Genomic DNA, 22,417 nt, shown 5'->3' on the forward strand with positions numbered 1-22,417 from the left:
TTGATCATTTTGACGACCTCAAGCTTAAAGCTGGGGTCGAAATTGCGGCGTTGCCTTGTCATGCAAATCTCCTCGGATGGTGGATTGTCCACCTATCGAGGTGTCCGGGCAAATTAGACCACTACAGTCCGCGTCATCTTTACGCAGCGTCGCCATCTGCCATGGAACAAGAGATCCCGCTCCGGCCCGACGACAAGCCGCCTGGCGGCAACGGTCCCCAAGGACCTGAGCGAACCAGCGCCAGAGGATCCGTCACGAATATCTCTCGTCCGCGCATGATTGTCTATCCTCCTGAACGGCCCAACGGCAGTGCGGTGCTGGTGATTGCCGGCGGCGGCTACGCGCATATCGAGCGCGGTTTGGAAAGCATTCCGGCCGCCCGTTGGCTGCAGTCGATCGGATTTACCGTATTTGGCGTCGAGCAAAACCTGTGGCACCAGAGCCGGGGTAGTCGTCGTCATGGGAAGATCGAGAAAGTGCAAGCGGGCTGTCAGTATAGTCTGAGCATCATTTCGTGGCACCATTAAATATATATGATGTGGCACTTTTAAAGGATCCACGAAGCGCTTACTTTAGCACATGCCGACACACATCTAACTTCATGTAGCTTGGAATCGAGGAACCATTTATGCCCAACATTGTGAATCCATACCAGCAGCCGACCGGCGAACCTGTACCCGGCTGGGCCGCACGCCCGAAGCCGCCGCGCACCGTGATCGAAGGCCGCTACTGCCGCCTGGAACCACTGGATCCGCAGCGCCACGCAGCAGATCTCTATACCGCCTACAGCACAGCGCCGGATGAGCGCGACTGGACATATTTATCAGTCGGCCCGTTTGCCGATGCGGCGAGTTACCGCGACTATGCCGAGCGCGCTGCAGCCAGCCCGGATCCTTTGCACTACGCAGTCATCGAACTCAAGACGGGCCGTGCAGTCGGCACCTTGGCACTGATGCGGATCGACCCGGCTAACGGTGTCATCGAAGTCGGGTTCGTGACGTTCTCGCCGCTTCTGAAGCGCACCCCGGTTTCTACCGAGGCCCAGTACCTGCTGATGAAGCACGCCTTCGATCAACTGGGCTACCGGCGCTACGAGTGGAAGTGCGACAGTTTGAACGCGCCTTCGCGCCAGGCGGCCCAGCGCCTTGGCTTCCAGTTTGAGGGGATATTTCGCCAGGCCGTGGTCTACAAGGGACGCAACCGTGACACCGCGTGGTTCTCCATCGTAGACCGTGAATGGCCTGCGTTGCGCACAGCCTTCGAGAGATGGCTGGCCCCAGAGAACTTCGACGCGCAAGGGCAGCAGCGCACATCGCTGACAGCGATGCGCGACGATCAATCAACCGCAAGCTAGTTGCGGCTTTCCTTCGTTTTCATCGTCTGCAACGTCCGGATTCTGGCCATCGCCTGATGGTCAGAAGTAGCGGCGTCTATCATCGCCGCCACATCGGCTTTCAAGGCGGTGCGTGACCCGGCCTCCAGATACACCATGTGGCCCGACGGGTAGAATTTGGCGCTCAGGTTCTTTCGCACGGCAGGATCGACCAGCGGCATTTTCTGCAGATCCATGACGGTCTGGTAGAACGGCGTGACGAAATCGTAATAGCCGTTGGCCGACAACACTTTCAAATCGACGTTCAAGCTCATCGTCGCGGCCAAATCACCGGCCGTGTACAAGATGATATTGCCCTTGGCATCGATGCCCTTTTGCGCGCCGGTCGGATCGATATGGGTGAAATCCCAATTCTGGAACGCCTTGTCGTTCAGATCGGTGAAAGCCGAATTCGAGGTGAACTTCAAACCGTCGTTCAGGTAGTAGTTCCACATCGCCGTATAGACGCCCGACACTGCTGTCATGCTCGGATCGTTGCCGCCTGAATTCGGTGAAATATCGGCGGCAATCCCCGTATCGACGCCGGTGACGCGGCCGTCATAAGAGCCGAGCGCCAGCCCCTGGCTTTGCAACAGGCTGATCAGGAACAGCGTTCTGCCGTTGCCGTCGCCGGCGGTTATGTCTAGCCCCCAGGCGGTTAGCGTGGTTGGGTCGATGCCGGTGAAGTCGCTCAATTTTTGCAACGTCGCCGGATCGAACTTGGGGAATTTCTCCAAAGCCGTAGCATAGTCGCCACGCGCAAATAGCGCCGCGCTTGCCATCAGTGTCGACAGGCTGGCCGGCGGCGGCGTCAGATGGGTTTTCTTGTGATACCAGGCGTCCGCTACTGCCGTCGGCAACGCGCCCACAGGATTGCCCGCTTGCGCGTAATCGAGGATCGATGATTGCAGGGTGATGCCGTTCAGATCGATACCATCTTCGTGCAGCAGATACGACAGCACGGCGCTGCGTGGCGTGCCATAGGATTCGCCAAACAGGAATTTCGGTGAATTCCAGCGGTCATTCGCGGTGAGATAGCGCTTGATGAATTGCCGGATCGATTTGGCATCCTGGTCCACGCCCCAGAAATCCTTGTTCTTGTATGGCGCAATGGCGGCGGAATAACCGGTGCCGACCGGATTGATGAATACCAGGTCAGTCTTGTCGAGCAGGCTGTCTGGATTGTCTTCCAGGGTATAGGGCGCCGGCGGCGTGAAGCCTGGCATGGAGGTCTTGATGCGCTTAGGTGCGAACGATCCCAGCATGACGAACACCGAGGACGAACCCGGTCCGCCGTTATAGAAAAAAGTGACCGGACGGGTATTGAGATCACCCCCGTCGACGGAAAACGCCACGTAGAATATTTTCGCGGCAGGCTGCGAATTATCGGCATCGACCGCCACCAGATGGCCCGCCGTCGCCGTGTACGGATAGGCACGCCCGCTTATCGTTGTGCTGTGATGCGTGATAGCGGCATTTTCGCTCGCATCGGCGACCGAATCGCCTGGCCCGTTACCGTAGGCGGTGGAGTCAAAAAACGGCTGGTCTTGCGGTGAACCCGCAGCCTTGATCGACGCAAAATTGAAGCTCATGATCACTTCCTTTCCGAGACGTTTGCGATAGGTTTGCGATAGGTTTGCAAAACGCTAGCGGCTGGCCGGCCGCCACAGCACATCAAAGCACGCTTGCCAGCTTCTTGCCGTCAGGGCTGCCCAGCCCGGTGCATGCATCCCATCCCGGCGCAGCGGCATAGTAGCCGTTATTACCTTGAGTGACGTCGTGGAAGGCGGCCTGTTGCTGATACAGTGTCGGATTGACGAAACCGACCGCACTGCCCTTCGCGGTATTGATACGTGCGAACAACGCTGCCCACAGCGGCGCCACCGCACTGGTCCCGCCTACCACCGCATCGCTGCCGTCGATATAGACCTGGTAACCGGTGACCGGGTCGGCGTTGCCGGCGACGTCAGGCACGCCGCGTTTCAATAGCGGCCGGTTGTTGCCGTTGCTGCCAGTCAGGATGAGGTTCTGCTGCCAGGGCGGCAAAGCGAAAACCGCGCTGACACCACCGCCGCCGGCGCCGCCTTGCGTGCCGTCATTCCATACCACCTCGCTCTCGATCGCATTACCCGCAGCGAGCAGCCTGGTGCCGCCGCAAGCCAGGGCATACGGACTGGATGCCGGGAAATCGACATTGTTCCCGCTTGCCACGCCGTCGCCGGAGCCGCTGTCACCGGAGGCAACGCATACTGTTACCCCCATCGCGGCGGCAGCTTGCAGCGCTGTGTTGAAGGCTTGCATGGCTTGCTGCGTCCAGCGCGGCTCGGCACTGCCCCAGCTGATCGAGATGACAGATGGCTTGTTGACGTTGTCATGTACCGCGCTGTTGAGCGCATTTAGAAAACCGGCATCGGTATTGGTCGAAAAATACACCACGATATGCGCTTCCGGCGCCAACGCGCCGATGATTTCGATGTCCAGCACCACTTCACCGTCGGCGCCGTTAGGATCGCCGCTCGGCTGGTTTCCGGGGCCGTTTACCGCGACCGAAGTGACGTCGGGAAGTGCAACGCCGAGCTTTGAAAAATAAGTTTGCAGATCGGCGGCCTGGTAGCCCCCGCCTAGTTCGATGATGCCGATGCACTGGCCTTTACCGAGGTTATCGGGAAAATCATACAACGACGCCAGCTGCGTCGGCACGAAGGAAGTGGAAACTTTGTGCGCTGCAAAACGGAACGGCGGCTGCAGACGAAAATGTGCATGGGCCTGTGGCCGGTCGTCGAGACCGATGACCGCCGTCACGATATCTTGCAGCTCGGCAGGAATCTTGACGACACCGGTACGTCCGCGATAGTTGCCAAGATGCGATTCATAACGCTGCAGATCGACATCGAATGCTTGATTGAACTGCGCCACCGAGCCGGATAGGGTAACGGTGCTGCAGGCTGGATTCTCGCGCACCACCTGCAACCCGTGATCACGCGCAAACGTGACGACCCTGGCGATGTTCTGTGGCGTGGCGGAAAATTTTCTGGCGAATTCTTCACGTGAAAGATGTGCTGCCTGTGTTGCTTCAGGCGCGCCGGCACGCTCACTTGCACTCTGACTATCGACGATATCGCATAACTCCTGGTCCGCATTGCAGCGCATCACAATCGTCACTTCAATTTGCTCGGAGGGCACTGCTGCGCCGATACATCGGGCTCCGGAAACAATGCTGCGTTCGCTGCCGGCTAGAGGAATCTTGGGAACGTTCTGGACTTTCGGGATTTTTGCCATGGCCTCAATACTCCGTGTCTGATTTCTTTATGACCGAGGTTTGGAGAGACAGTTCATTTCCACTTAGAAATATTCTACAGCGAAAGATCGGCCGGCCCTATAACGTCATTTCCAAATCCCTGTCCGAAACAAATTACAGATCCCGTCGCAAAGCCGCGTATTGCTGCAAGGCTATAGGTAGTAACATCAGGATGTGATTCCCATGATTTCGCAGCAAGGTAAGATAAAACTCCGCCGCTATTTTCTGCCAAGCCCCCGGGCTGGCGCTCAACGTAATTTCGACACAAATCAAGGAGTACAACAACATGCTGACTAGTGCACGCAATGAATTCGCAGGCAAGGTTACCGCCATTAACGAAGGCGCCGTCAACGACGAAGTGGAGATCACGCTCGCCGGCGGCGACCGCATCGTTGCGGTCATCACCCGGGAAAGCACCAAATACCTCGAGCTGAAGCCAGGTACGGAAGCGCTGGCGCTGGTGAAAGCGCCATGGGTGATTTTGTTCAACCCTGATGCCGGCATCAAATTTTCTACGCGCAACCGCCTGCAAGGCACCGTCACGGCAGTGAAGACCGGCGCGGTGAATACCGAAGTAGCGGTCAGCCTCAACGGCGGCGCAACGCTGACTGCCATCATTACCCAGGAAAGCGCAACGGCGCTGGGCTTGGCGGCCGGTAAGCCGGTAGTGGCGATTTTCAAAGCCTCGCACGTGATCGTCGGCGTCAAGGGCTGAAGACCTGAAGGCCGGAGAATAGCCACTTCAATTCAGTACGACAGCATCCACCTCCCCTGCAACAGCGGCAACCCTCCTGCCAGAGGGCAGGCCGCTGCGGTTCGCTCTTTGCGGTATCTCGTCGCATCATCTCCTGGTTGCCAAATAAATACTATACTGAAGGCAACTGCCGGGTCTCGGGGGCAAATCGGTCCGGGAAAAGTGGTTTAAGCAAACCTTAAGTAAAGCCAAGTAGAATTAGTCAAATTGAACGCTTGTCCAGCGTGCCGGTCAAATTGCACCGTGCCGGGCCTTCCGGCAGAGATTCCCGTGGGCAATCTTGATGTAATGGGAAAAAATAGCGGGAAAAATCAATGCACTTGCTGCTCAAATCATCACCGAACATCGAATTGAAGGTTATATGCGCCTAAGAAATAGTCTGTTATGTGTACTGTTGGCAATTTCCACCGCCGCCTATGCGTTGGAAGCCGGCCCACCTCCGGCCTTGGCGCCGTTGCAGCAGCAAGCGCAAGCGGCTCACCTGAGCGCGCAATTCCTGAGTCGTTTCCACTACAAACCGGTGCCGCTGGACGACGCCTTGTCCGCGAAGATCATCAATCGCTATATCAAGCTGCTCGATCCGGAAAAATTCTTTTTCATACAAGCGGATATCGATCAATTTACCGCTCAGCACAATAAGCTCGACGACGCAATTTATCGCGAAGACCTGCAAATTCCTTTCGCCATTTTCAACCTGTATGAACAGCGCATAGTGGAACGCCTGACCTATGCGCGTGAATTGCTCAAACAAGGTTTCGACTTTAGCCAGAAAGAAGATTATTCCTTCGTGCGCGATAAGGAGCCTTGGCCGAAAACCACAGCAGAAAGCCGCGAACTGTGGCGCAAGCGTGTCAAGAACGACTGGCTGCGCCTGAAACTGGCCGGCAAGAAAGACCAGGCGATTCGCGAAACGCTCAGCAAGCGTTACGAAAATTCCCTGACGCGCGCCTACAAGTACAAGAGCGACGACGTGTTCCAGATTTTCATGAACGCTTATGCGACATCGATTGAGCCGCATACCGATTATCTGGGTACGACTGCTGCGGCAGATTTCGATATCTCCATGAAGCTTTCCCTGGTCGGCATCGGTGCTGTGCTCCAGGAGCGGGATGAATACACGACCATACGCGAACTGGTAGCAGGCGGTCCGGCGCAATTGTCCGGCAAGCTTGCCGTCGGCGACCGGATTGTCGGCGTGGCGCAAGGCGAAAAAGGCGTCATGACAGATGTGGTCGGCACGCGGATTGACGATGTCGTCAAACAGATTCGTGGCGCCAAGGATACGGTAGTGCGCCTGGACATATTGCCGGCCGATGCCGGTCCGGATGGCAAGCACAAACTGATCAACCTGGTGCGTAACAAGATCAGCCTGGAACAACAGGCGGCAAAAAAATCCATCATCACCACCAAGAACGGCGACGCCACCCGCAAAGTGGGCGTGATTACCTTGCCAGCCTTCTATGAAGATTTTGATGCGCGACGCAAGGGCGACAAGAATTTCAGGAGCGCCAGCCGCGATGTGGCGGCACTCCTGGCCGATCTGAAAAAGGAAAAGGTCGACAGCGTCCTGATCGATTTGCGCAATAACGGCGGCGGTTCGCTGACTGAGGCGGTCGACCTGACCGGCCTGTTTGTCGGCAAGGGACCGATCGTGCAGCAACGCAACGCGCGCGGCGACGTCAACGTCGAAGCCGACGACCGTCCGACTCCTGCCTGGACCGGCCCGCTGGCAGTACTGATCAATCGCGGCTCGGCCTCTGCCTCGGAAATTTTTGCGGCGGCAATCCAGGACTATGGACGCGGCATCATTATCGGCGAAGGCAGTTTTGGCAAAGGCACCGTGCAGACCATGGTCAATCTTGACGAGCTGACGCATAACGATAAGCCGAAGTTCGGTGAACTGAAGATGACCATCGCGCAATTTTTCCGGATCAACGGCGGCACCACCCAGTTGCGCGGCGTAACGCCGGACATAAGCTTGCCCGGCTTCTCGGATCCCGAAGCCTTTGGCGAGTCGAGCTACGATAACGCCCTGCCGTGGTCGCAAGTCAAGGCGGCGGATTATGTGCCTTACGGCGATCTGAAAAGCCTGGTGCCGCAGATCCAGAGCCGGCATGATGCGCGCGTGGAAAAAAACAAGGACTTCCAGCGTTTCCTGGAAGATGTGAGCGAGTTGAATGTGCAACGCAAGAAGCGCGTCATCTCTCTCAACGAAGCTGACAGGCGTGCCGAGATGGCACAGCAGGAAGCGCGTCTCAAGGCACGCGGCAAAGCTGAGGATAGCAGTGCTAAAGACAAGGACGATGCTGCTGTCGACGCCGAGTTGAATCGCCAGGACGACGGTCTGCAAGCCAACGAACGCAGCCTGAGTGCCGACATCGCGGCGGAAAAAGCGCTGAAGAATGCGAAGGACGTACTGCTGAACGAAGCGGCGCAGATACTTGGCGATGAATCGGATCTGCTCAAGTCCAATGTCAAATTCGCGGTGCAGCAACCAGCTGCCGCCGTGCAGAAATAATTAGTCGCTGAACAAAACTGGCAACTGATCTGATATCTAATCAAATGACAGAGAGCCGCCCAGGCTCTCTGTCATGTCCACCGCGGCCTTTCTCAGCGCTGCTTCGTGCTTTTTCTGAAAACGCGTGGCCGGCATGGTCAGCGTGATAGCCCCCACCAGCTTGTCGCTCGCATCGAATACCGGCGAGGAAATTCCCGCCACGCCCTCAGAGCGGTCGCCAATCATCGACACCAGTTTTTTCTTGCGGATTTCATCGTACAGTTTGCCGCTCGCGCCGCTGAACGCCATGATGACATGCGCCCCTACGCCCTTATCCAGAGGCAACAGATCGCCGGCCTTTATGTGATCGCGTATCGGTTGCGGTGAATCGACCCGGTACAGCACCAGCCTTTGCGCACCCTGCCTGACATGCAGCGATGCGCTCTCATGTGTCACCTCCACCAGTCGCTGCATGATCGGCAGCACCACCGCGGCCAGCGAAAACGAAGCCGAATAACCCCCGTACAGGCGCGCAATCTCTGGACCCAACGCATAGCGGCCTTCGTCGGTTCGCTGTATCAGCCGGCCATGTTCAAGCGATGCCAGCAGGCGCAGCACGGTGCTTTTGTATAGCTGCGTCCGCTCTGCTATCTCCGCCAGGCTTTGCACCGATGTCGCAGCGCTAAAAGTGGCCAGTATCGACAATGCGCGGTCAACCGCGGCCGCGCCGCCGGGAGCGGAATCGGCGTCGGCCAGTGAGGGTTGGGCGGCTTTCTTGGGCATTTTTAGAATTTTCCAAAAGAATTGGGATTGACAGCCGTATTTTACATGGCCATAATAATTCATAAATTAGAACTTAGTTCTATCTTACAGAATTAAAACGGAGATGTCAATGTCCTTCATTCTAGTCAGCGAGGTCGGTCCGCGAGACGGCTTGCAAGCGCTCAAGCGCACCATGCCTAGCACCGGCAAGCATCGCTGGATCGCCGCCCTGGCCGATGCCGGTCTCAGGGAGATCGAAGTCGGCTCCTTCGTGTCGCCCAAATTGCTGCCGCAAATGGCCGATATCAATGCGGTCGTGACCCAGGCAAAAACCATCAAGGATCTGCATGTGACCGCGCTGGCGCCCAACCTGAAGGGCGCTTTGAATGCGTTTGAGGCCGGGGTCCGCAAGATCACGCTGCCGGTTTCGGTCAGCGAATCGCATTCGATCGCCAATGTGCGCAAAACCCACGCAGAGATGATCGAAGAAGTGCGTGCAGTAATCGCACTGCGTAACCAGCGTTTTCCAGGCATCGACGTCGAAGCCGGCTTATCGACTGCATTCGGCTGCACGCTGCAGGGTGTGGTGACGGCAGATGAAACAATCAGGATGGCGGAGCTGATGGCAGCCTGCGGCGTCGACGAAATCGGGCTCGCAGATACCGCTGGCTATGCCAATCCGGCCCAGGTCAAACGTCTTTTCCTGCGCTTGCAAACAGCAGTCGGCAACAAGGCCGGCGGCGCCCATTTTCATAATACCTATGGTCAGGGCCTGGCCAATGTGGTGGCCGCGCTCGATGCCGGCGTGACCACTTTCGACTCGAGCATGGGCGGCATAGGCGGCTGCCCCTATGCCCCTGGCGCCACCGGTAATATCGTCACGGAAGATCTGGTGTTCCTGCTGGAATCCATGCAATACGACACCGGCATCGACATCGAAAAACTGCGCCACGCCAGGACTGTTCTATTGGAAGAACTACCTGGCCAGGAACTGTACGGCTACGTCGCCGGCATCGGCTTGCCCAAGGGTTTTGTATATGGAGACGGCCGCGCATGAATATGACAACGAATACGAATACGACAGCCGAAGCAGCGCTGCCATTGGCCGGAATCCGTGTGGTCGAGTTTGCCCACATGGTGATGGGCCCTACCTGCGGCCTGGTATTGGCCGATCTGGGCGCGGAAGTGATCAAGATCGAACCGGCGTCCGGCGACAATACACGCCGGCTGACCGGTTCCGGCGCCGGTTACTGGGTGACTTATAACCGCAACAAGAAAAGTCTCGCGGTCGACCTCAAATCCGCGGCCGGCCTGGAGGTGCTTACCAAACTGATTCAAAGCGCCGACGTCTTGACCGAGAACTTCCGGCCGGGCGCCATGGAAGGCATCGGCCTTGGTTACGAGGACGTCAAGAAGATCAAGGCCGACATCGTCTATTGCTCGATGAAGGGCTTTCTGCCCGGCCCTTACGATCAACGCACCGCGCTGGACGAGGTAGTGCAGATGATGACCGGCCTCGCCTACATGACCGGCCCGGAAGGCAAGCCTCTGCGCGCCGGCGCCTCCGTCAACGACGTCATGGGCGGTATGTTCGGTGCGGTCGGCATCCTGGCGGCGCTGTTGGAAAAACGCAGCAGCAGCAAAGGCCAGCTGGTGCGCGCCGGGCTGTACGAAAACTCGGTCTTCCTGGTGGCCCAGCACATGATGCAACAGCGCGTCACCGGCAAAGAGGTATCGCCGATGCCAAGCCGCATTTCCGCCTGGGCCATCTACGACGTGTTCGATACCGTCGATGGTGAGCAAGTCTTTGTCGGCGTAGTAAGCGATACCCAGTGGATCTTGTTCTGTAAAGCATTCGGACTGACGGAGCTGGCCGCGAATACCGAACTGGCTTTGAACAACCAGCGCGTCGCCAGCCGCGACCGGTTTCTGCCGTTCATTCGGCAACGCTTCCTCCAGATGAGCAAGCAAGAACTGATGGAAAAATGCGATCTGGCCGGCCTGCCGTACGCACCGATCAAGAAGCCGGCTGACTTGTTCGACGATCCGCATTTGCTGCAGTCGCGCGGAATGACCGAGATCACGCTGCCGGACGGGCGAAGCACCCAGATTCCGGTGTTGCCGGTAGAAATGGATGGGCGCCGTTTCGGCACTCGCCTTGATGTACCCGTTACCGGCCACGACACGGTGGATATTTTGCGAGAACTCGGCTATTCACGCGACCAGATCAGCCAGCTCGGCGCTGAAGGCGTGCTGACCGGTGTTTAAGTATCTGAATTCAATTTACCGAATCAAGTCAATCTAATCAAGTCAATCTAATACGACGTAACACAGGAGAATGAAATGGACGCCTCCCTCCTAATGAGTAAAGTTGCGACGCCGAGGGATGGAAAATGATTGCGCAATGGAGGGATCCCCACGGTGTACCAACGGCATCGGAGTGCCTAAAGTGGAAGTGCAGTACTTCCCAGGTAACCGGAGGATCCATCATGAATGCTACTACCAAAACCGTGGTCGGGGTAGATACGGCCAAACAGGTGTTCCAGCTTCATTGGGTTGATGTCGAGACAGGCGAAATGTTCAGCAAGCAGCTTAAACGGGCCAAGTTCCTGGAGCACTTCGTGAATAAGGCGCCGTGCCTGATCGGGATGGAGGCCTGCGGTGGTTCGCAGCATTGGGCGCGACGCCTTCAAGAGATGGGGCATGAGGTAAAGCTGATGCCAGGCAAGACGGTAAAAGCATTCGTGACGAGCAACAAGAACGACGTCGCCGATGCGCGCGCAATCTGGCTTGCAGTACAACAAAGAGGCGTGCGTGCGGTGGCGGTGAAGAGTGAGGGACAACAGGCGGTGTTGGCCTTGCACCGGATGCGACAGCAACTGGTGAAATTCCGCACGATGCAAAGCAACGGCTTGCGCGGCTTGCTGGGCGAGTACGGCGAAGTGACACCGGTCGGCCGCGCCGCCCTGAACCGGGGCATGAAGGAGGCGCTGGAGCGACTGGCGGAGCGATTGCCGGCGGTGCTGATCGACACCCTGCGCGAGCAATGGGACATGCTGGCCCGGCTTGACGAGCAAATCGTGCGGATCGAACAAAGGTTGCTGGCATGGATGCGGCAAGACCGAGCCAGCAAGACGATCGCCGCGATTCCCGGAGTTGGGCTGCTGACGGCGACGGCGGCGGTGGCGACGATGGGCGACGCCAAGGCGTTCCGGTCTGGGCGGGAGTTCGCGGCCTGGCTGGGATTGGTGCCCGCCCAGACCGGGACAGGAGGGCGAGTCAAGCTGCTGGGGATCAGCAAGCGCGGCGACACCTACCTGCGTACGCTGCTGATCCACGGCGCCCGGGCCGTCTTGATGCACACCAAGGAACCGGGCACGTGGTTGCAGGACTTAGGCAAGCGCCGACCGCCGAACGTGGTGACGGTGGCATTGGCCAACAAGATGGCAAGAACGATCTGGGCGCTGCTCGCGCACAGTCGGGAGTATGACAACGAGCATGTCAGTGTCAGGCCGATATAGCAAACCGGACACCAGATTGACTAACTAACATAAGGATGGCACGTCGAAAGGTTGCGCGAGGTATTGAGTGTGATGACAAACAGGTCAGACCGGGACTTACTAAACCTGAATGGCGTGTTGGGCTGTTAGCCCGCCAGGAGAATGAGGTGTAGGTCAGCGGATTTCATCGAGGCCAGCAGGGAAATACCCACTGCAACAAGGCCGGATATAGAACTGCAGCCTAGCCTGTCAAATTCACACAGAAACACCTTGGCAAACGGGAGACGTCCATATAGACAGGCCATGGAGATGCACTCCTCACCAAAAGCCGTAGAGCTGAAAAATGTGGCGGTGAAGTTTGGTAATTTCACCGCGATAGAAAATGTCAATCTGACCGTCGAAGACGGTGAATTCGTTGCCGTAGTCGGGCCGACCGGCTGCGGCAAATCGACCATTCTCAATCTCGTTACCGGTCTGTTGCCAGCCGCTGCCGGCGAAGTTGGCATATTCAGCAAGACACTGTCCGGCCTCAATAGCGAATCGGGCTACATGCTGCAGCAGGAAGCGCTGCTGCCGTGGAAAACCGCGCTCGATAATGTCGGCCTGGGCATGGTATTCCAAGGGCATTCGATCACCGCCGCCAGAGAGCGCGCTGCGCCATGGATGGCTAAAGTCGGCCTGAAAGGTTTCGAACACCGTTATATACACCAGCTGTCCGGCGGCCAGCGCAAGCGTGTGGCCATGGCGCAAACCCTGATCATGGCGCCGAAAATCGTCTTGATGGATGAGCCGTTTTCGGCGCTCGATGTGCATACCCGGCGCCTGATGCACCGGATCTTGCTAAAGCTGTGGCAGGAAGAACGGCGTTCCCTGATTTTCATTACCCACGACCTGGAAGAAGCGATCGCTCTCGCGGACCGGGTGGTGGTCATGTCCGCCGGCCCGGCAGCGCGGATTGTCGGCGAAGTCAGGATTACCTTGCCGCGGCCGCGCGACGTCAGCACCTTGGCGACCACCGATGAATTCTTGAGTTTGTATCGCCAGCTGTGGAGTTTGCTGGGCGCGGAAGTGGAGAAGAGCTATCGCAATCAGGATGTACAGATAGAACCGCTGAACGAAGCGGTAGAAATAGAAAAAACCGTAGAGGCATGACATGAAACGTAAAGACAAAATCCGCGCTACCCAACTTGGCCTGCTGGTGCTCTCGCTAACTCTGTGGGAAGGCGGCGCGCGTTTCGGCTGGATCGATCCGTTTTTCTTTCCTAGCCCGCTGAGCATTCTCCAGCGGCTGATGGAGTGGTTCTCCAGCGCGCAAATCTGGTACGACCTCGGCGTCACCCTGCTGGAGACCGTGCTGTCCTTTATTTTCGGTATCAGCGGCGGCATCTTGCTGGGACTATGGCTAGGGCTGAGTCCGTTCGCCGCCAGCGTGCTGAATCCCTTCATCAAAGTCTTCAATGCGATTCCGCGGGTCTTGCTGGCGCCGATCTATGTGCTGTGGTTTGGCCTCGGTCTGACCTCAAAAGTGGCGCTGGGCTTGACCCTGGTGTTTTTCGTTGCCTTCTTCAATACCTTGCAGGGTGTGCGCGAAGTCAACCCGGTGGTGCTGGCCAACGCCAGGCTGCTGAAGGCCAGCCGGATGGCTTTGCTGAAACATGTGTACTTGCCGTCGGCCGCCAGCTGGATCATTTCCAGCTTGCGGGTCTCGGTCGGCCTGGCGGTGCTGGGCGCGGTGGTCGCCGAATATCTGGGATCGTCGGTCGGGCTTGGCCACATGATCGCGCAGGCCGAAGGCGTGATGGATGCGACCGGCGTGTTTGCAGGACTGGTGCTGTTGTCCGCCTTTGTGGTGGCCCTGGATGCCCTGGTCGACCGTCTCGAAAAGCGCCTGCTGGTATGGCGTCCTCGCGAGAATGAAGAAGAAACGGCCTTGGCCGCCCGCTAATTTAATCAACAACAATAATCACAATAATAAGCCCTAACAAACCCAGGAGACGTTCATGTTGAAGAGCATTCTAAATTCGGTATTGGCCGCCACGGCTTTATTCGTGGCCTGCAGCGCAGCTTTTGCAGCGGAGCCGGAAAAGCAGGATATTTCGATGGCGGTCGGCTCATCGATTCTCGGTTATACCCCGGTGCCGCTGGCGCAAAATCTCGGCTTCCTGAAAGCCGAGGGTTTGAATGTCACCTTCGAAAATTTCCAGGCCGGCGGCAGCAAGGCGCTGCAGGCATTGATCGGCGGTTCGGTCGACGTCGTGGTCGGCTCGTACGACCATACCATCCAGATGCAAGCCAAGGGCAAGGAGATCGTCGGCGTATTCTTGCTGAATGAAGTGCCAGGCATCACCCTGGAAGTGCGCACCGACCTCGCCGACAAGGTCAAGAGCGGCAAGGATCTGAAAGGATTGCGGCTGGGGATTACAACACCCGGATCATCGACCGACATGATCGCCCGCTACTACGTCAAGAAATCGGGCCTGGCCGAGAGCGATGTCAAAATCATCGGCGTCGGCTCCGGTGCACCCGGCATGGTGGCGCTGACGGCGAAAAATATCGACGCCCTGTTCTCCTATGATCCGGTATCCACCCAGCTGGTACGCAAAGGCGAAGCCAAACTGTTGTTTGACGCCCGTACCGTAGAAGGCTCCAAGCTGGCATTCGGCGGCCCCTATCCGTTTGCCTGCGTGTATGTAACGCGCAGTTTTCTGGAAAAAAATCCTGAAACCGTACAACGCATCGCCAACGCCTTCCTGCGTACGGTGCGATGGATCGCCGCCTCGTCGCCGCAAAAAATCGTCGAGACCCTGCCAGCGACGTCCAAACTGGGTGATGCCGAACTCAACGCAGCAATCTGGGCCGCATCCAAAGGCATGTTCTCTACCACCGGCCTGTTCAACGCCGAAGAAGTGAAAACGCCGCTGGCCGTGCTGTCCGGATTTGATCCGTCCATCGCGAGCAAAAAAATAGATTTGTCCAAGACCTACACCAACCGCTTTGCCGAAGCCGCGGCACAGCGCGTCAAGTAAGGAGACATGATGTATCTTGAGTCGACGCCGGCCGTTATAGAAACGCAGGTGTACACCGCGATGCCCGAACGGTTTCGCAAAAAAGACAGCTTCTCGCCATGGGCCAGCGCCAACAAGAGTGGCCAGGCGGTGGATTGTTTCATCGAAGGGCCATCGTTCGACGCCGCCGGCAACCTGTATGTGGTCGACATCCCCTATGGCAGAATCTTCCGCATCAGCGCGCAGCGGGAGTGGACCCTGGTGGCTGAATACGAGGGGCAACCGAATGGCCTGAAGATCCATCCAGACGGCCGCATCCTGATCGCCGACTATGTCAATGGCCTGCTTGAACTTGATCCGCAATCCGGCCGCATCAAGGTTCTCCTAGGCGGCCGCAACGGCGAATCGTTCAAGGGAATCAACGACCTCAACATCGCCTCGAACGGCGACATCTACTTTACCGACCAGGGACAAACCGGCTTGCACGACCCCAACGGCCGCGTCTATCGCCTGAATACCGATGGCAGGCTAGACTGCTTGCTGGATACCGGTATCAGCCCGAATGGTTTGGCCCTCGACCGCAACGAAACCGTGCTGTACGTCGCCATGACCCGCGACAATGCGGTATGGCGCATGCCTTTGACCAGCCAGGGCGGCACGGCCAAGGTCGGGCGCTTTTGTTCAATGTTCGGCGCCAGCGGCCCGGACGGCATGGCCATGGATGAAGCCGGCAATCTGGCAGTAGCCCACGCATCGCTGGGACAGGTATTCCTGTTCGCGCCGAACGGCGAACTGATTGCACGCGTGAAATCCTGCGCCGGCCCTACCTGCACCAATGTGGCGTATGGCGGCAAAGATCGGTGTCAGCTCTTTATAACGGAATCCCACTCAGGATCGATTTTGGTTGCTGACATGCCCCATCCAGGTATCGCGCAGCCCCGCCAAAGAACCTGACAGGCGGGGCGCCGCTTTCAACATCTTGAATTTGAACACGCAGACCTCGCGGTCGGTCGTCGCGCCCCCGCTCGCCCTACTTCGCCGACATTCTCGAAACAAGAGAATGCGGGAAGCACTGCAGTAAAGCAGAATTTTGATACTTAACAACTCAGGAGACGGCACAAATGATAAATAAAAAACAAGTTGCAATATTAGGAGCGGCCGCAGCACTATGTGGCACAGCATCTGCACAAACCAGCAATGTCCAGATATACGGTTTGATCGACACCACCATTTCCCATATCAATCACGCCGACGCTAAAGGCAACTCCCTTACCGGCTTCCAGGTGCCATGGTTCAGCGGGAGCCGATGGGGTCTGCGCGGTACCGAAGATGTGGGTAACGGCTTGAATGTGGTGTTCAAACTTGAAAGTGAATTCGTCACCCAGACCGGGGAAATGGATACCCCGGGCGTGTTGTTCAATCGCGATGCATGGGTCGGGTTTACCAGTAATGATCTTGGCAAGTTGACATTCGGCCGACAGAATGCCGTCGGTCGCGATGTGTCAGGGATATATTCGGATCCATATACCAGTGAAGCCGTGAGTACGGAGGAGACCGGATACACCAACACCAACAACTTCAAGCAACTGGTGTTTTACGCCGGTAGTGCCACAGGGACGCGGATGGATAACGGTGTGGTCTGGAAAAAACTCTGGGATGGCAAGTTTCTTACGGCTGTCGGTTATCAATTCGGCGAGGTTCCCGGTTCGTTCTCCAAAAATACATCCGTCACCGGAGCGGTCGGGTACAACGGCTCGAATTATCATCTTTCCGCGTACGTCGTACAGGCAAATCAGGCTGGTTTCACCGACCGTTCATACTCACTCGGCGGAAACGTCATACTCGGTGATGTCCGCTTGAATGCTGGTTATTATCGCTACAAGGGCGACCAGGGTATTTTAGGAAACAGGACCGACAATGCGTATACCGTATCGGCAAAATACGCGCCGAGAGGGGCATTCGATTATGAACTTGGATACCAGATCATCAAGGCCCACAATGCCGCGTTCAGTGCATCGGGCAGTACCTTGAATCCATTCGCAAATGTTGCGCTGGCAACCGCTACTGGCAGCGGCAAGAAGTCGACCATATACGGATCCGCGTTTTATCATATTTCGAAACGGACCGAATTTTATGTTGCGGCCGACTACATGAAACTGAACGATCAGTATGTGGCGGCGCAGTCTAACGGCTTTAGAAACCAGACGGAACTGGCGATGGGCATGCGTACGCGCTTCTAGCGGTCCAATAGATGCGCAGGTAAAAAGACAGGCTCTACAGACTCTTACCTGTCTTTTTATTTTCCTGCAGGTTGATTTAACCTTGAATGCGTTTCGGTGACACTGATTTTTGGTAAATTCAAAACAACTTTGCGGGAGGATGCTTACTTGTTGACGTTTGCCTTGCCGAATTTTTTTCTTTCATATAACTACGGCACATTTGGCAACGTCTCCATGCGGACATCGACGCCGTCGGCATCGATAATCGTATCGGAGTAGTGGCTGCGGTAGCAGGACGTTGGATTTTCCAGTTCCGATTGCAAGTTCTCGATGCCGCGTACGGTTATCTTCGCCTTGCCGCCGGTGGCTCTGCGTCGTCTGTCCCAACCTGGCGCTTGCTGCGGCGACGTGGCATCCAGTAGCAGTACCTTGCGATGGTTAAGCGCGCAATGCGCTGCCAAATTGAGGGCGATTATTGACCGTTTGGCAAATCCGTTTTCGCCGAAAATCGTGATGATCATGATAAAACCTGCGCAGCTGTCTCCGATGAATCCAGTGTGGGGAAGCGCGCATAAAGATGTCGTAAAAATACGGGCGGATCGTATAAACGGCAGCTAAAAAATTCTTTCACGGATGACCGATAAACAACGGTAAAAATAGGAAGGACGTAGGGTGGGCACGCTTTTGTGCCCACGCGTGAACTCACATCACGTACATGGCTATTTCCGCTCCGCGGAGGCTCTTGCTCCGGTTATCGCGGTCTACATCAGGCCGAAGTCCAGCTGGGACAGGCGCAGCGACTGCGCGGGTTGAAAGCCAGCGTCATTTTCAAAAGAGCAGCATAGTGATCTGTAACCCGTATCTGTAATCTGCAAAATTCTTGTTGACTTCAAGTTCACTTTAACTTGCATACTGGGTTCATCTACCACTGATCCGGAGCCAATGACATGAATCAACGACTGCGCGAACCAACCCTGCACCGCCTGCTCGACGAAAACGTCCGCTTTGCAGCTGACAGCAATGGCATGACCAACCACTGTCCGATGGCGCTTTGCGCATTAGCCGGCATGGGCGCGCAGCCAGCGCGCCTGCAGGAATTTTTCGATAAGTGGGAAAGCCGTTTCGCGGCGCCAGCCAAACCCGTCATCAAGCCGGTCAGCCGAGATTCGTGGCCGTTATCCGTGGGCGATGCCAGCGCTTTTACCGCCCTGCGCGGATACTTTGAAGAATGGATCTGGCGCGCCGGCGCGGACGCCGTCCTCGAGCAAGTGCTGAGCCGGATACCGTTTGCTCCCGCGAGCGGTGCCTTTCACGCCTTGATCCGGCTCGGATATGGCCTGGAAGCAGAACACGTCGGCGAAATCGCCGCCGGGCTGGCGGCGCTTGTCAGCGGTAATCTGCACATAGATATGGGATCGCAGCAACGGGTACCCGCCACTTCAGTGAATCAGGGCTTGGCGGTATTGTCGCGCGCGATGGGCGGCACGAAATTCACTGGCGATTGGATTGTCGTACGCCTGCGGGCGGCGAGCGGCAATCCGTCGTTTTATGCAACGCTGCCGGCAGCACCGCCGCAACCGCAACTGCTCGACCACATGGCACAGGCGGCAATTGCCTTGTATTGGCAAACCAATAATTTCACTGCCCTGCATATGGTCACCGGCCTGCATGCGGCGCGCCGTGTCCTGGCGTCTTTGCCGGTAGCGCTGGCGCACCGTTTGCCGCCGGATTTGTGGATAGCGTTTTGTGCCGCTTATGTGTCGATAGGTGCGCCGCCGCTGGCCACCTCGCATGTCACGCTGTCGGCGAAAGAGATCCTGGCCGACAGCGCGGACACCTGGCAAGACCTGTTCACCACCGCCATCGCTTCCGACGACGACCACGTGATCAAGATGGTGTACACCTGCTATTGCGAAAACCTGCGTGCGCCGTCACCGCTGTATCTGGCTGCAGCTGCCCGGCGAGCGGGCCGCGTGTTTCAGATGCATTAGAGCTGAGTCAGGTGATAGGCGCCGGATTGAACAGCGTCAACGCGTTGTGCAATTTGTGATGCTCCGCCCAAGTCTTCTTGCGGCCGCTGGCGACATCCAGCATGAGATGGAACATCTCCCAGCCGACGTCTTCGATGCTGGCTTCGCCGCTGGCAATGCGGCCGGCGTTGATATCCATCAGATCGTGCCAGCGCCGCGCCAGGTCGTTTCGCGTCGCCACTTTGATAACCGGTACTGCAGCCAAACCGTAGGGAGTGCCACGGCCGGTGGTGAATATGTGCAGGTTCATGCCAGCCGCCAGTTGCAAGGTGCCGCAGACAAAATCACTGGCCGGCGTGGCCGCATACATCAAACCCTTTTGCTTGAGCTTGTCGCCAGGTGAAAGCACGCCGGAGATGACGCTGCTGCCGGATTTGACGATCGAGCCCATGGCTTTTTCGACGATATTGGCGAGGCCGCCCTTTTTATTTCCGGGCGTGGTGTTGGCGCTGCGGTCGACGCCACCGCGGGTGAGATAGTCGTCGTACCAGGCCATCTCGCGGATCATGGCTTGCGCCACCTCGGCATTGGCGGCGCGCGCGGTCAGCTGGTCGATACCGTCGCGCACTTCGGTGGTTTCGGAAAACATCACCGTGGCGCCGGCGCGCACCAGCAAATCGCTGGCAAAGCCGACTGCCGGATTGGCGGTGACGCCGGAGAAGGCATCGCTGCCGCCGCACTGGACGCCGACGATCAGATCCGATGCCGGGCAAGAGACACGGCGGCGCTTATTCAATTCGCTCAATTGCTCTTCTGCGGTAGCCATGATCGATGTGATCATCGACTCGAAGCCGACGTGCTCCGCATCTTGCAAGCACACTACGCGCAAGCCGTCTTCCTTGCCGCCGGTGCTTTGAATCGGAATCGAGCCTTGCGGGAACAACCGGCCCGGTTGCAATTTCTCGCAACCCAAACTAACCACCATCGCCTGGCCGCCGAAGTTGGGATTCATGCTGATGTTACGCAAGGTGCGGATCGGAATCTCGGCGCCTGGCGCGTCAATCGCCACGCCACAGCCGTAAGTATGTTCAAGGCCGATGACATCGTCGACGTGCGGGTAGCGGGGCAGCAGTTCTGCCTTGATGCGTTTGACCGCATGTTCCACCACGCCGGATACACATTGCACGGTGGTGCTGATCGCCAGGATATTGCGGGTGCCGACCGTGCCGTCGGCATTGCGGTAACCTTCGAAGGTATACCCGTCCAACGGCGTTGCCGCTGCCGGAACCTTGGTAGCAATCGGCAAATTGGTCAGCTCCCGTGCCGGTGGCATCCGCACCAGCGATTCTTCGATCCAGCTTCCTTGCGCAATCGGCCGTTGCGCATATCCGATCACCACGCCGTAGCGCACGATGGATTCGCCTTCCGCCAGATCGCGCAGTGCCACTTTATGGCCCTGCGGTACTTTGTCGCGCAGCGCCAGCCCGCACGGGAAGATCGTGCCGGCCGGCAAACCGCCGTCATTGGCGACAATCGCAACGTTATCCTGCTCCTGCATGCGGATGTACAATGGCGTATTGTTGTCTTTATCGACAACCGGTGCTGCCTTGGTCATGATTCCACTCCAGATAATTTCTTGTATGGCTGTCCTGCATCGTCAAGCGGCTTGAGTTCGACGCGCTTGATGTCTTTCACAATCACGAGGTAGCTGATCACAGCTAGCAGGGCATTGGCGCCGACATACACCAGCGCCCACTCGAAGGAGCCGGTTTCCTTGATGATATAGCCGATCACGATCGGTGCGGTGATGCCGGCGATATTGCCGAACATGTTAAACAGGCTACCGGTAAGGCCGATGATCTCTTTCGGTGAAGTATCAGCCACAACGGCCCAGCCCAACGCGCCGACGCCCTTGCCGAAGAAAGCCAGCGCCATGATGCCGACCACCATCCATTGGGTATCGACGTAATTGCACAAGATCATGGTGGTCGACAACAGCAAGCCGGCGACGATAGGAATCTTGCGGGCCCAGGTCAGCGAGAAGCCGCGTTTGATCAGCCGGTCCGAAATCATGCCGCCCAATACGCCGCCGAGAAAGCCGCAAATCGCCGGCAATGATGCCACGATGCCCGCTTTCAGAATCGACATGCCGCGTTCCTGCACCAGGTAGATCGGGAACCAGGTCAGGAAGAAGTAGGTAATCGTATTGATGCAGTATTGACCGAGATATACACCGGCCAGCATGCGATTGCTGAGCAATTGCTTGAGATAACCCAGCTTGACGCCGCGGTTGATCTTGCTGGCCGCGCTACCCTTTGCAGCTGCGCTCTTGCCGCCACCCAGGCCCTGGTCCATGTCGACCAGGCCGCCGCCGTCGCGGATATGCGCCAGCTCCGCCGAAGTCATGCCAGGATGATCCTTCGGGCTATGCATCATCCGCATCCAGATCATGCTCAGCACCATGCCCGCAGCGCCCATCACGACAAACGTTTGCGACCAGCCGTAGGCATGCGTGATCCAGGCCATCAAGGGAGCGAACAACACGGTGGCAAAATATTGCGCCGAATTGAAAATTGCCGAAGCGGTGCCGCGTTCAGTTGTCGGAAACCAGGCGGCGACGATACGGCCGTTGGCGGGGAAGGAAGGCGCTTCGGCCAGACCGACCATGAAGCGCAACATGAATAGCGCCGGCACTGCCCACAGCGCACCGAGAAAATGCACTCCGCCTTGCATCAGGGTGAATAGCGACCAGATGAAGATGCTGGCGGCGTACACGCGCTTCGAGCCGTAGCGGTCTAGCAGCCAGCCACCCGGCAATTGCCCCAGCACGTAAGCCCAGCTGAAGGCCGAAAAGATGAACCCCATGGTGACAGCGTCGAAGCCCAGTTCGCTCTTCATTGCGGTACCTGCAATGGATAGGATGGCGCGATCGGCATAATTGAAAGTGGTCACCATGAACAGCATGAACAAAATCGTGTAGCGCAGCTTGCCACGTTGAGCCGATGCCGGCCCAGTCGTTTTGTTGATATTCACCTACGTC

Annotated in this window: 17 protein-coding genes and 2 pseudogenes; 13 read left to right on the forward strand and 6 right to left on the reverse strand. The window is 57.4% G+C overall.

What is annotated here, in order from left to right; genetic code table 11:
• Together KHU29_RS19400 and KHU29_RS19405 are read left to right on the forward strand one after the other, a co-directional pair.
• Positions 1–527, forward strand: a pseudogene (locus KHU29_RS19400) (hypothetical protein); the annotation flags it as partial.
• Between the two features lie 101 nt (positions 528–628).
• Positions 629–1,348 (forward strand): annotated as a pseudogene (locus KHU29_RS19405) (GNAT family N-acetyltransferase); the annotation flags it as partial.
• Between the two features lie 2 nt (positions 1,349–1,350).
• On the opposite strand, the gene KHU29_RS19410 reads toward KHU29_RS19405, so the two are convergent.
• Both KHU29_RS19410 and KHU29_RS19415 read right to left on the reverse strand, forming a co-directional pair.
• Positions 1,351–2,964, reverse strand: a complete 1,614-nt coding sequence (locus KHU29_RS19410) for a S10 family peptidase (RefSeq protein WP_211454886.1) — start codon at positions 2,962–2,964, stop codon at positions 1,351–1,353.
• Positions 2,965–3,046: 82 nt separating this feature from the next.
• Entirely contained in the window at positions 3,047–4,651 is a 1,605-nt protein-coding gene (locus KHU29_RS19415; protein WP_211454888.1) for a S53 family peptidase, read from the reverse strand.
• Between the two features lie 305 nt (positions 4,652–4,956).
• Between KHU29_RS19415 and KHU29_RS19420 the strand changes: the two genes are divergently transcribed.
• Together KHU29_RS19420 and KHU29_RS19425 are read left to right on the forward strand one after the other, a co-directional pair.
• Entirely contained in the window at positions 4,957–5,385 is a 429-nt protein-coding gene (locus tag KHU29_RS19420) for a TOBE domain-containing protein (RefSeq protein WP_211454890.1), read from the forward strand.
• Between the two features lie 433 nt (positions 5,386–5,818).
• The gene (locus KHU29_RS19425; RefSeq protein WP_484793072.1) at positions 5,819–7,942 is read left to right on the forward strand and encodes a carboxy terminal-processing peptidase; all 2,124 of its coding nucleotides are present in this window, start codon (positions 5,819–5,821) and stop codon (positions 7,940–7,942) included.
• Between the two features lie 36 nt (positions 7,943–7,978).
• On the opposite strand, the gene KHU29_RS19430 is transcribed toward KHU29_RS19425, so the two are convergent.
• A complete protein-coding gene (locus tag KHU29_RS19430; RefSeq protein WP_211454894.1) occupies positions 7,979–8,704 on the reverse strand; it encodes an IclR family transcriptional regulator in 726 nt (241 codons plus the stop codon).
• Positions 8,705–8,807: 103 nt separating this feature from the next.
• Between KHU29_RS19430 and KHU29_RS19435 the strand changes: the two genes are divergently transcribed.
• From KHU29_RS19435 to KHU29_RS19470, 8 genes are all read left to right on the forward strand, one after another.
• The gene (locus KHU29_RS19435; RefSeq protein WP_211454896.1) at positions 8,808–9,740 is read left to right on the forward strand and encodes a hydroxymethylglutaryl-CoA lyase; all 933 of its coding nucleotides are present in this window, start codon (positions 8,808–8,810) and stop codon (positions 9,738–9,740) included.
• The gene (locus KHU29_RS19440) at positions 9,737–10,951 is read left to right on the forward strand and encodes a CaiB/BaiF CoA transferase family protein (RefSeq protein WP_246542300.1); all 1,215 of its coding nucleotides are present in this window, start codon (positions 9,737–9,739) and stop codon (positions 10,949–10,951) included. The genes KHU29_RS19435 and KHU29_RS19440 overlap by 4 nt, the downstream gene beginning before the upstream one ends.
• A gap of 221 nt (positions 10,952–11,172) precedes the next feature.
• Positions 11,173–12,204: an IS110 family RNA-guided transposase gene (locus tag KHU29_RS19445; protein ID WP_211454898.1), complete on the forward strand. Its 1,032-nt coding sequence runs from the start codon at positions 11,173–11,175 to the stop codon at positions 12,202–12,204.
• A gap of 288 nt (positions 12,205–12,492) precedes the next feature.
• Positions 12,493–13,335, forward strand: a complete 843-nt coding sequence (locus KHU29_RS19450; protein WP_246542302.1) for an ABC transporter ATP-binding protein — start codon at positions 12,493–12,495, stop codon at positions 13,333–13,335.
• A gap of 1 nt (position 13,336) precedes the next feature.
• Positions 13,337–14,128 carry an ABC transporter permease gene (locus KHU29_RS19455; protein ID WP_211454902.1) on the forward strand — a complete coding sequence of 264 codons (792 nt, stop codon included), beginning with the start codon at positions 13,337–13,339 and terminating at the stop codon, positions 14,126–14,128.
• A 55-nt stretch (positions 14,129–14,183) separates the two neighbouring features.
• Positions 14,184–15,209, forward strand: coding sequence for an ABC transporter substrate-binding protein (locus KHU29_RS19460; RefSeq protein WP_246542304.1), 1,026 nt, complete (start codon positions 14,184–14,186; stop codon positions 15,207–15,209).
• A 9-nt stretch (positions 15,210–15,218) separates the two neighbouring features.
• A complete protein-coding gene (locus tag KHU29_RS19465; protein WP_425514497.1) occupies positions 15,219–16,142 on the forward strand; it encodes an SMP-30/gluconolactonase/LRE family protein in 924 nt (307 codons plus the stop codon).
• A 167-nt stretch (positions 16,143–16,309) separates the two neighbouring features.
• Entirely contained in the window at positions 16,310–17,428 is a 1,119-nt protein-coding gene (locus KHU29_RS19470) for a porin (protein ID WP_211454906.1), read from the forward strand.
• Between the two features lie 188 nt (positions 17,429–17,616).
• On the opposite strand, the gene KHU29_RS19475 is transcribed toward KHU29_RS19470, so the two are convergent.
• A complete protein-coding gene (locus KHU29_RS19475) occupies positions 17,617–17,928 on the reverse strand; it encodes a hypothetical protein (RefSeq protein WP_211454908.1) in 312 nt (103 codons plus the stop codon).
• 426 nt (positions 17,929–18,354) lie between these two features.
• Here KHU29_RS19475 and KHU29_RS19480 point away from each other — a divergent pair, with 426 nt between their 5' ends.
• Positions 18,355–19,398 carry a questin oxidase family protein gene (locus KHU29_RS19480; RefSeq protein WP_211454910.1) on the forward strand — a complete coding sequence of 348 codons (1,044 nt, stop codon included), beginning with the start codon at positions 18,355–18,357 and terminating at the stop codon, positions 19,396–19,398.
• Positions 19,399–19,405: 7 nt separating this feature from the next.
• On the opposite strand, the gene garD is transcribed toward KHU29_RS19480, so the two are convergent.
• Positions 19,406–20,992, reverse strand: coding sequence for a galactarate dehydratase (garD, locus tag KHU29_RS19485; RefSeq protein ID WP_211454912.1), 1,587 nt, complete (start codon positions 20,990–20,992; stop codon positions 19,406–19,408).
• On the reverse strand, positions 20,989–22,341 hold the full coding sequence (locus KHU29_RS19490) for an MFS transporter (RefSeq protein ID WP_246542314.1): 1,353 nt from the start codon (positions 22,339–22,341) through the stop codon (positions 20,989–20,991). Before KHU29_RS19490 ends, garD begins: the two co-directional genes overlap by 4 nt.
• Positions 22,342–22,417: the final 76 nt, after the last annotated feature.

The sequence above is a fragment of the Collimonas antrihumi genome (assembly GCF_018304965.1).
GTDB lineage: Bacteria > Pseudomonadota > Gammaproteobacteria > Burkholderiales > Burkholderiaceae_D > Collimonas > Collimonas antrihumi.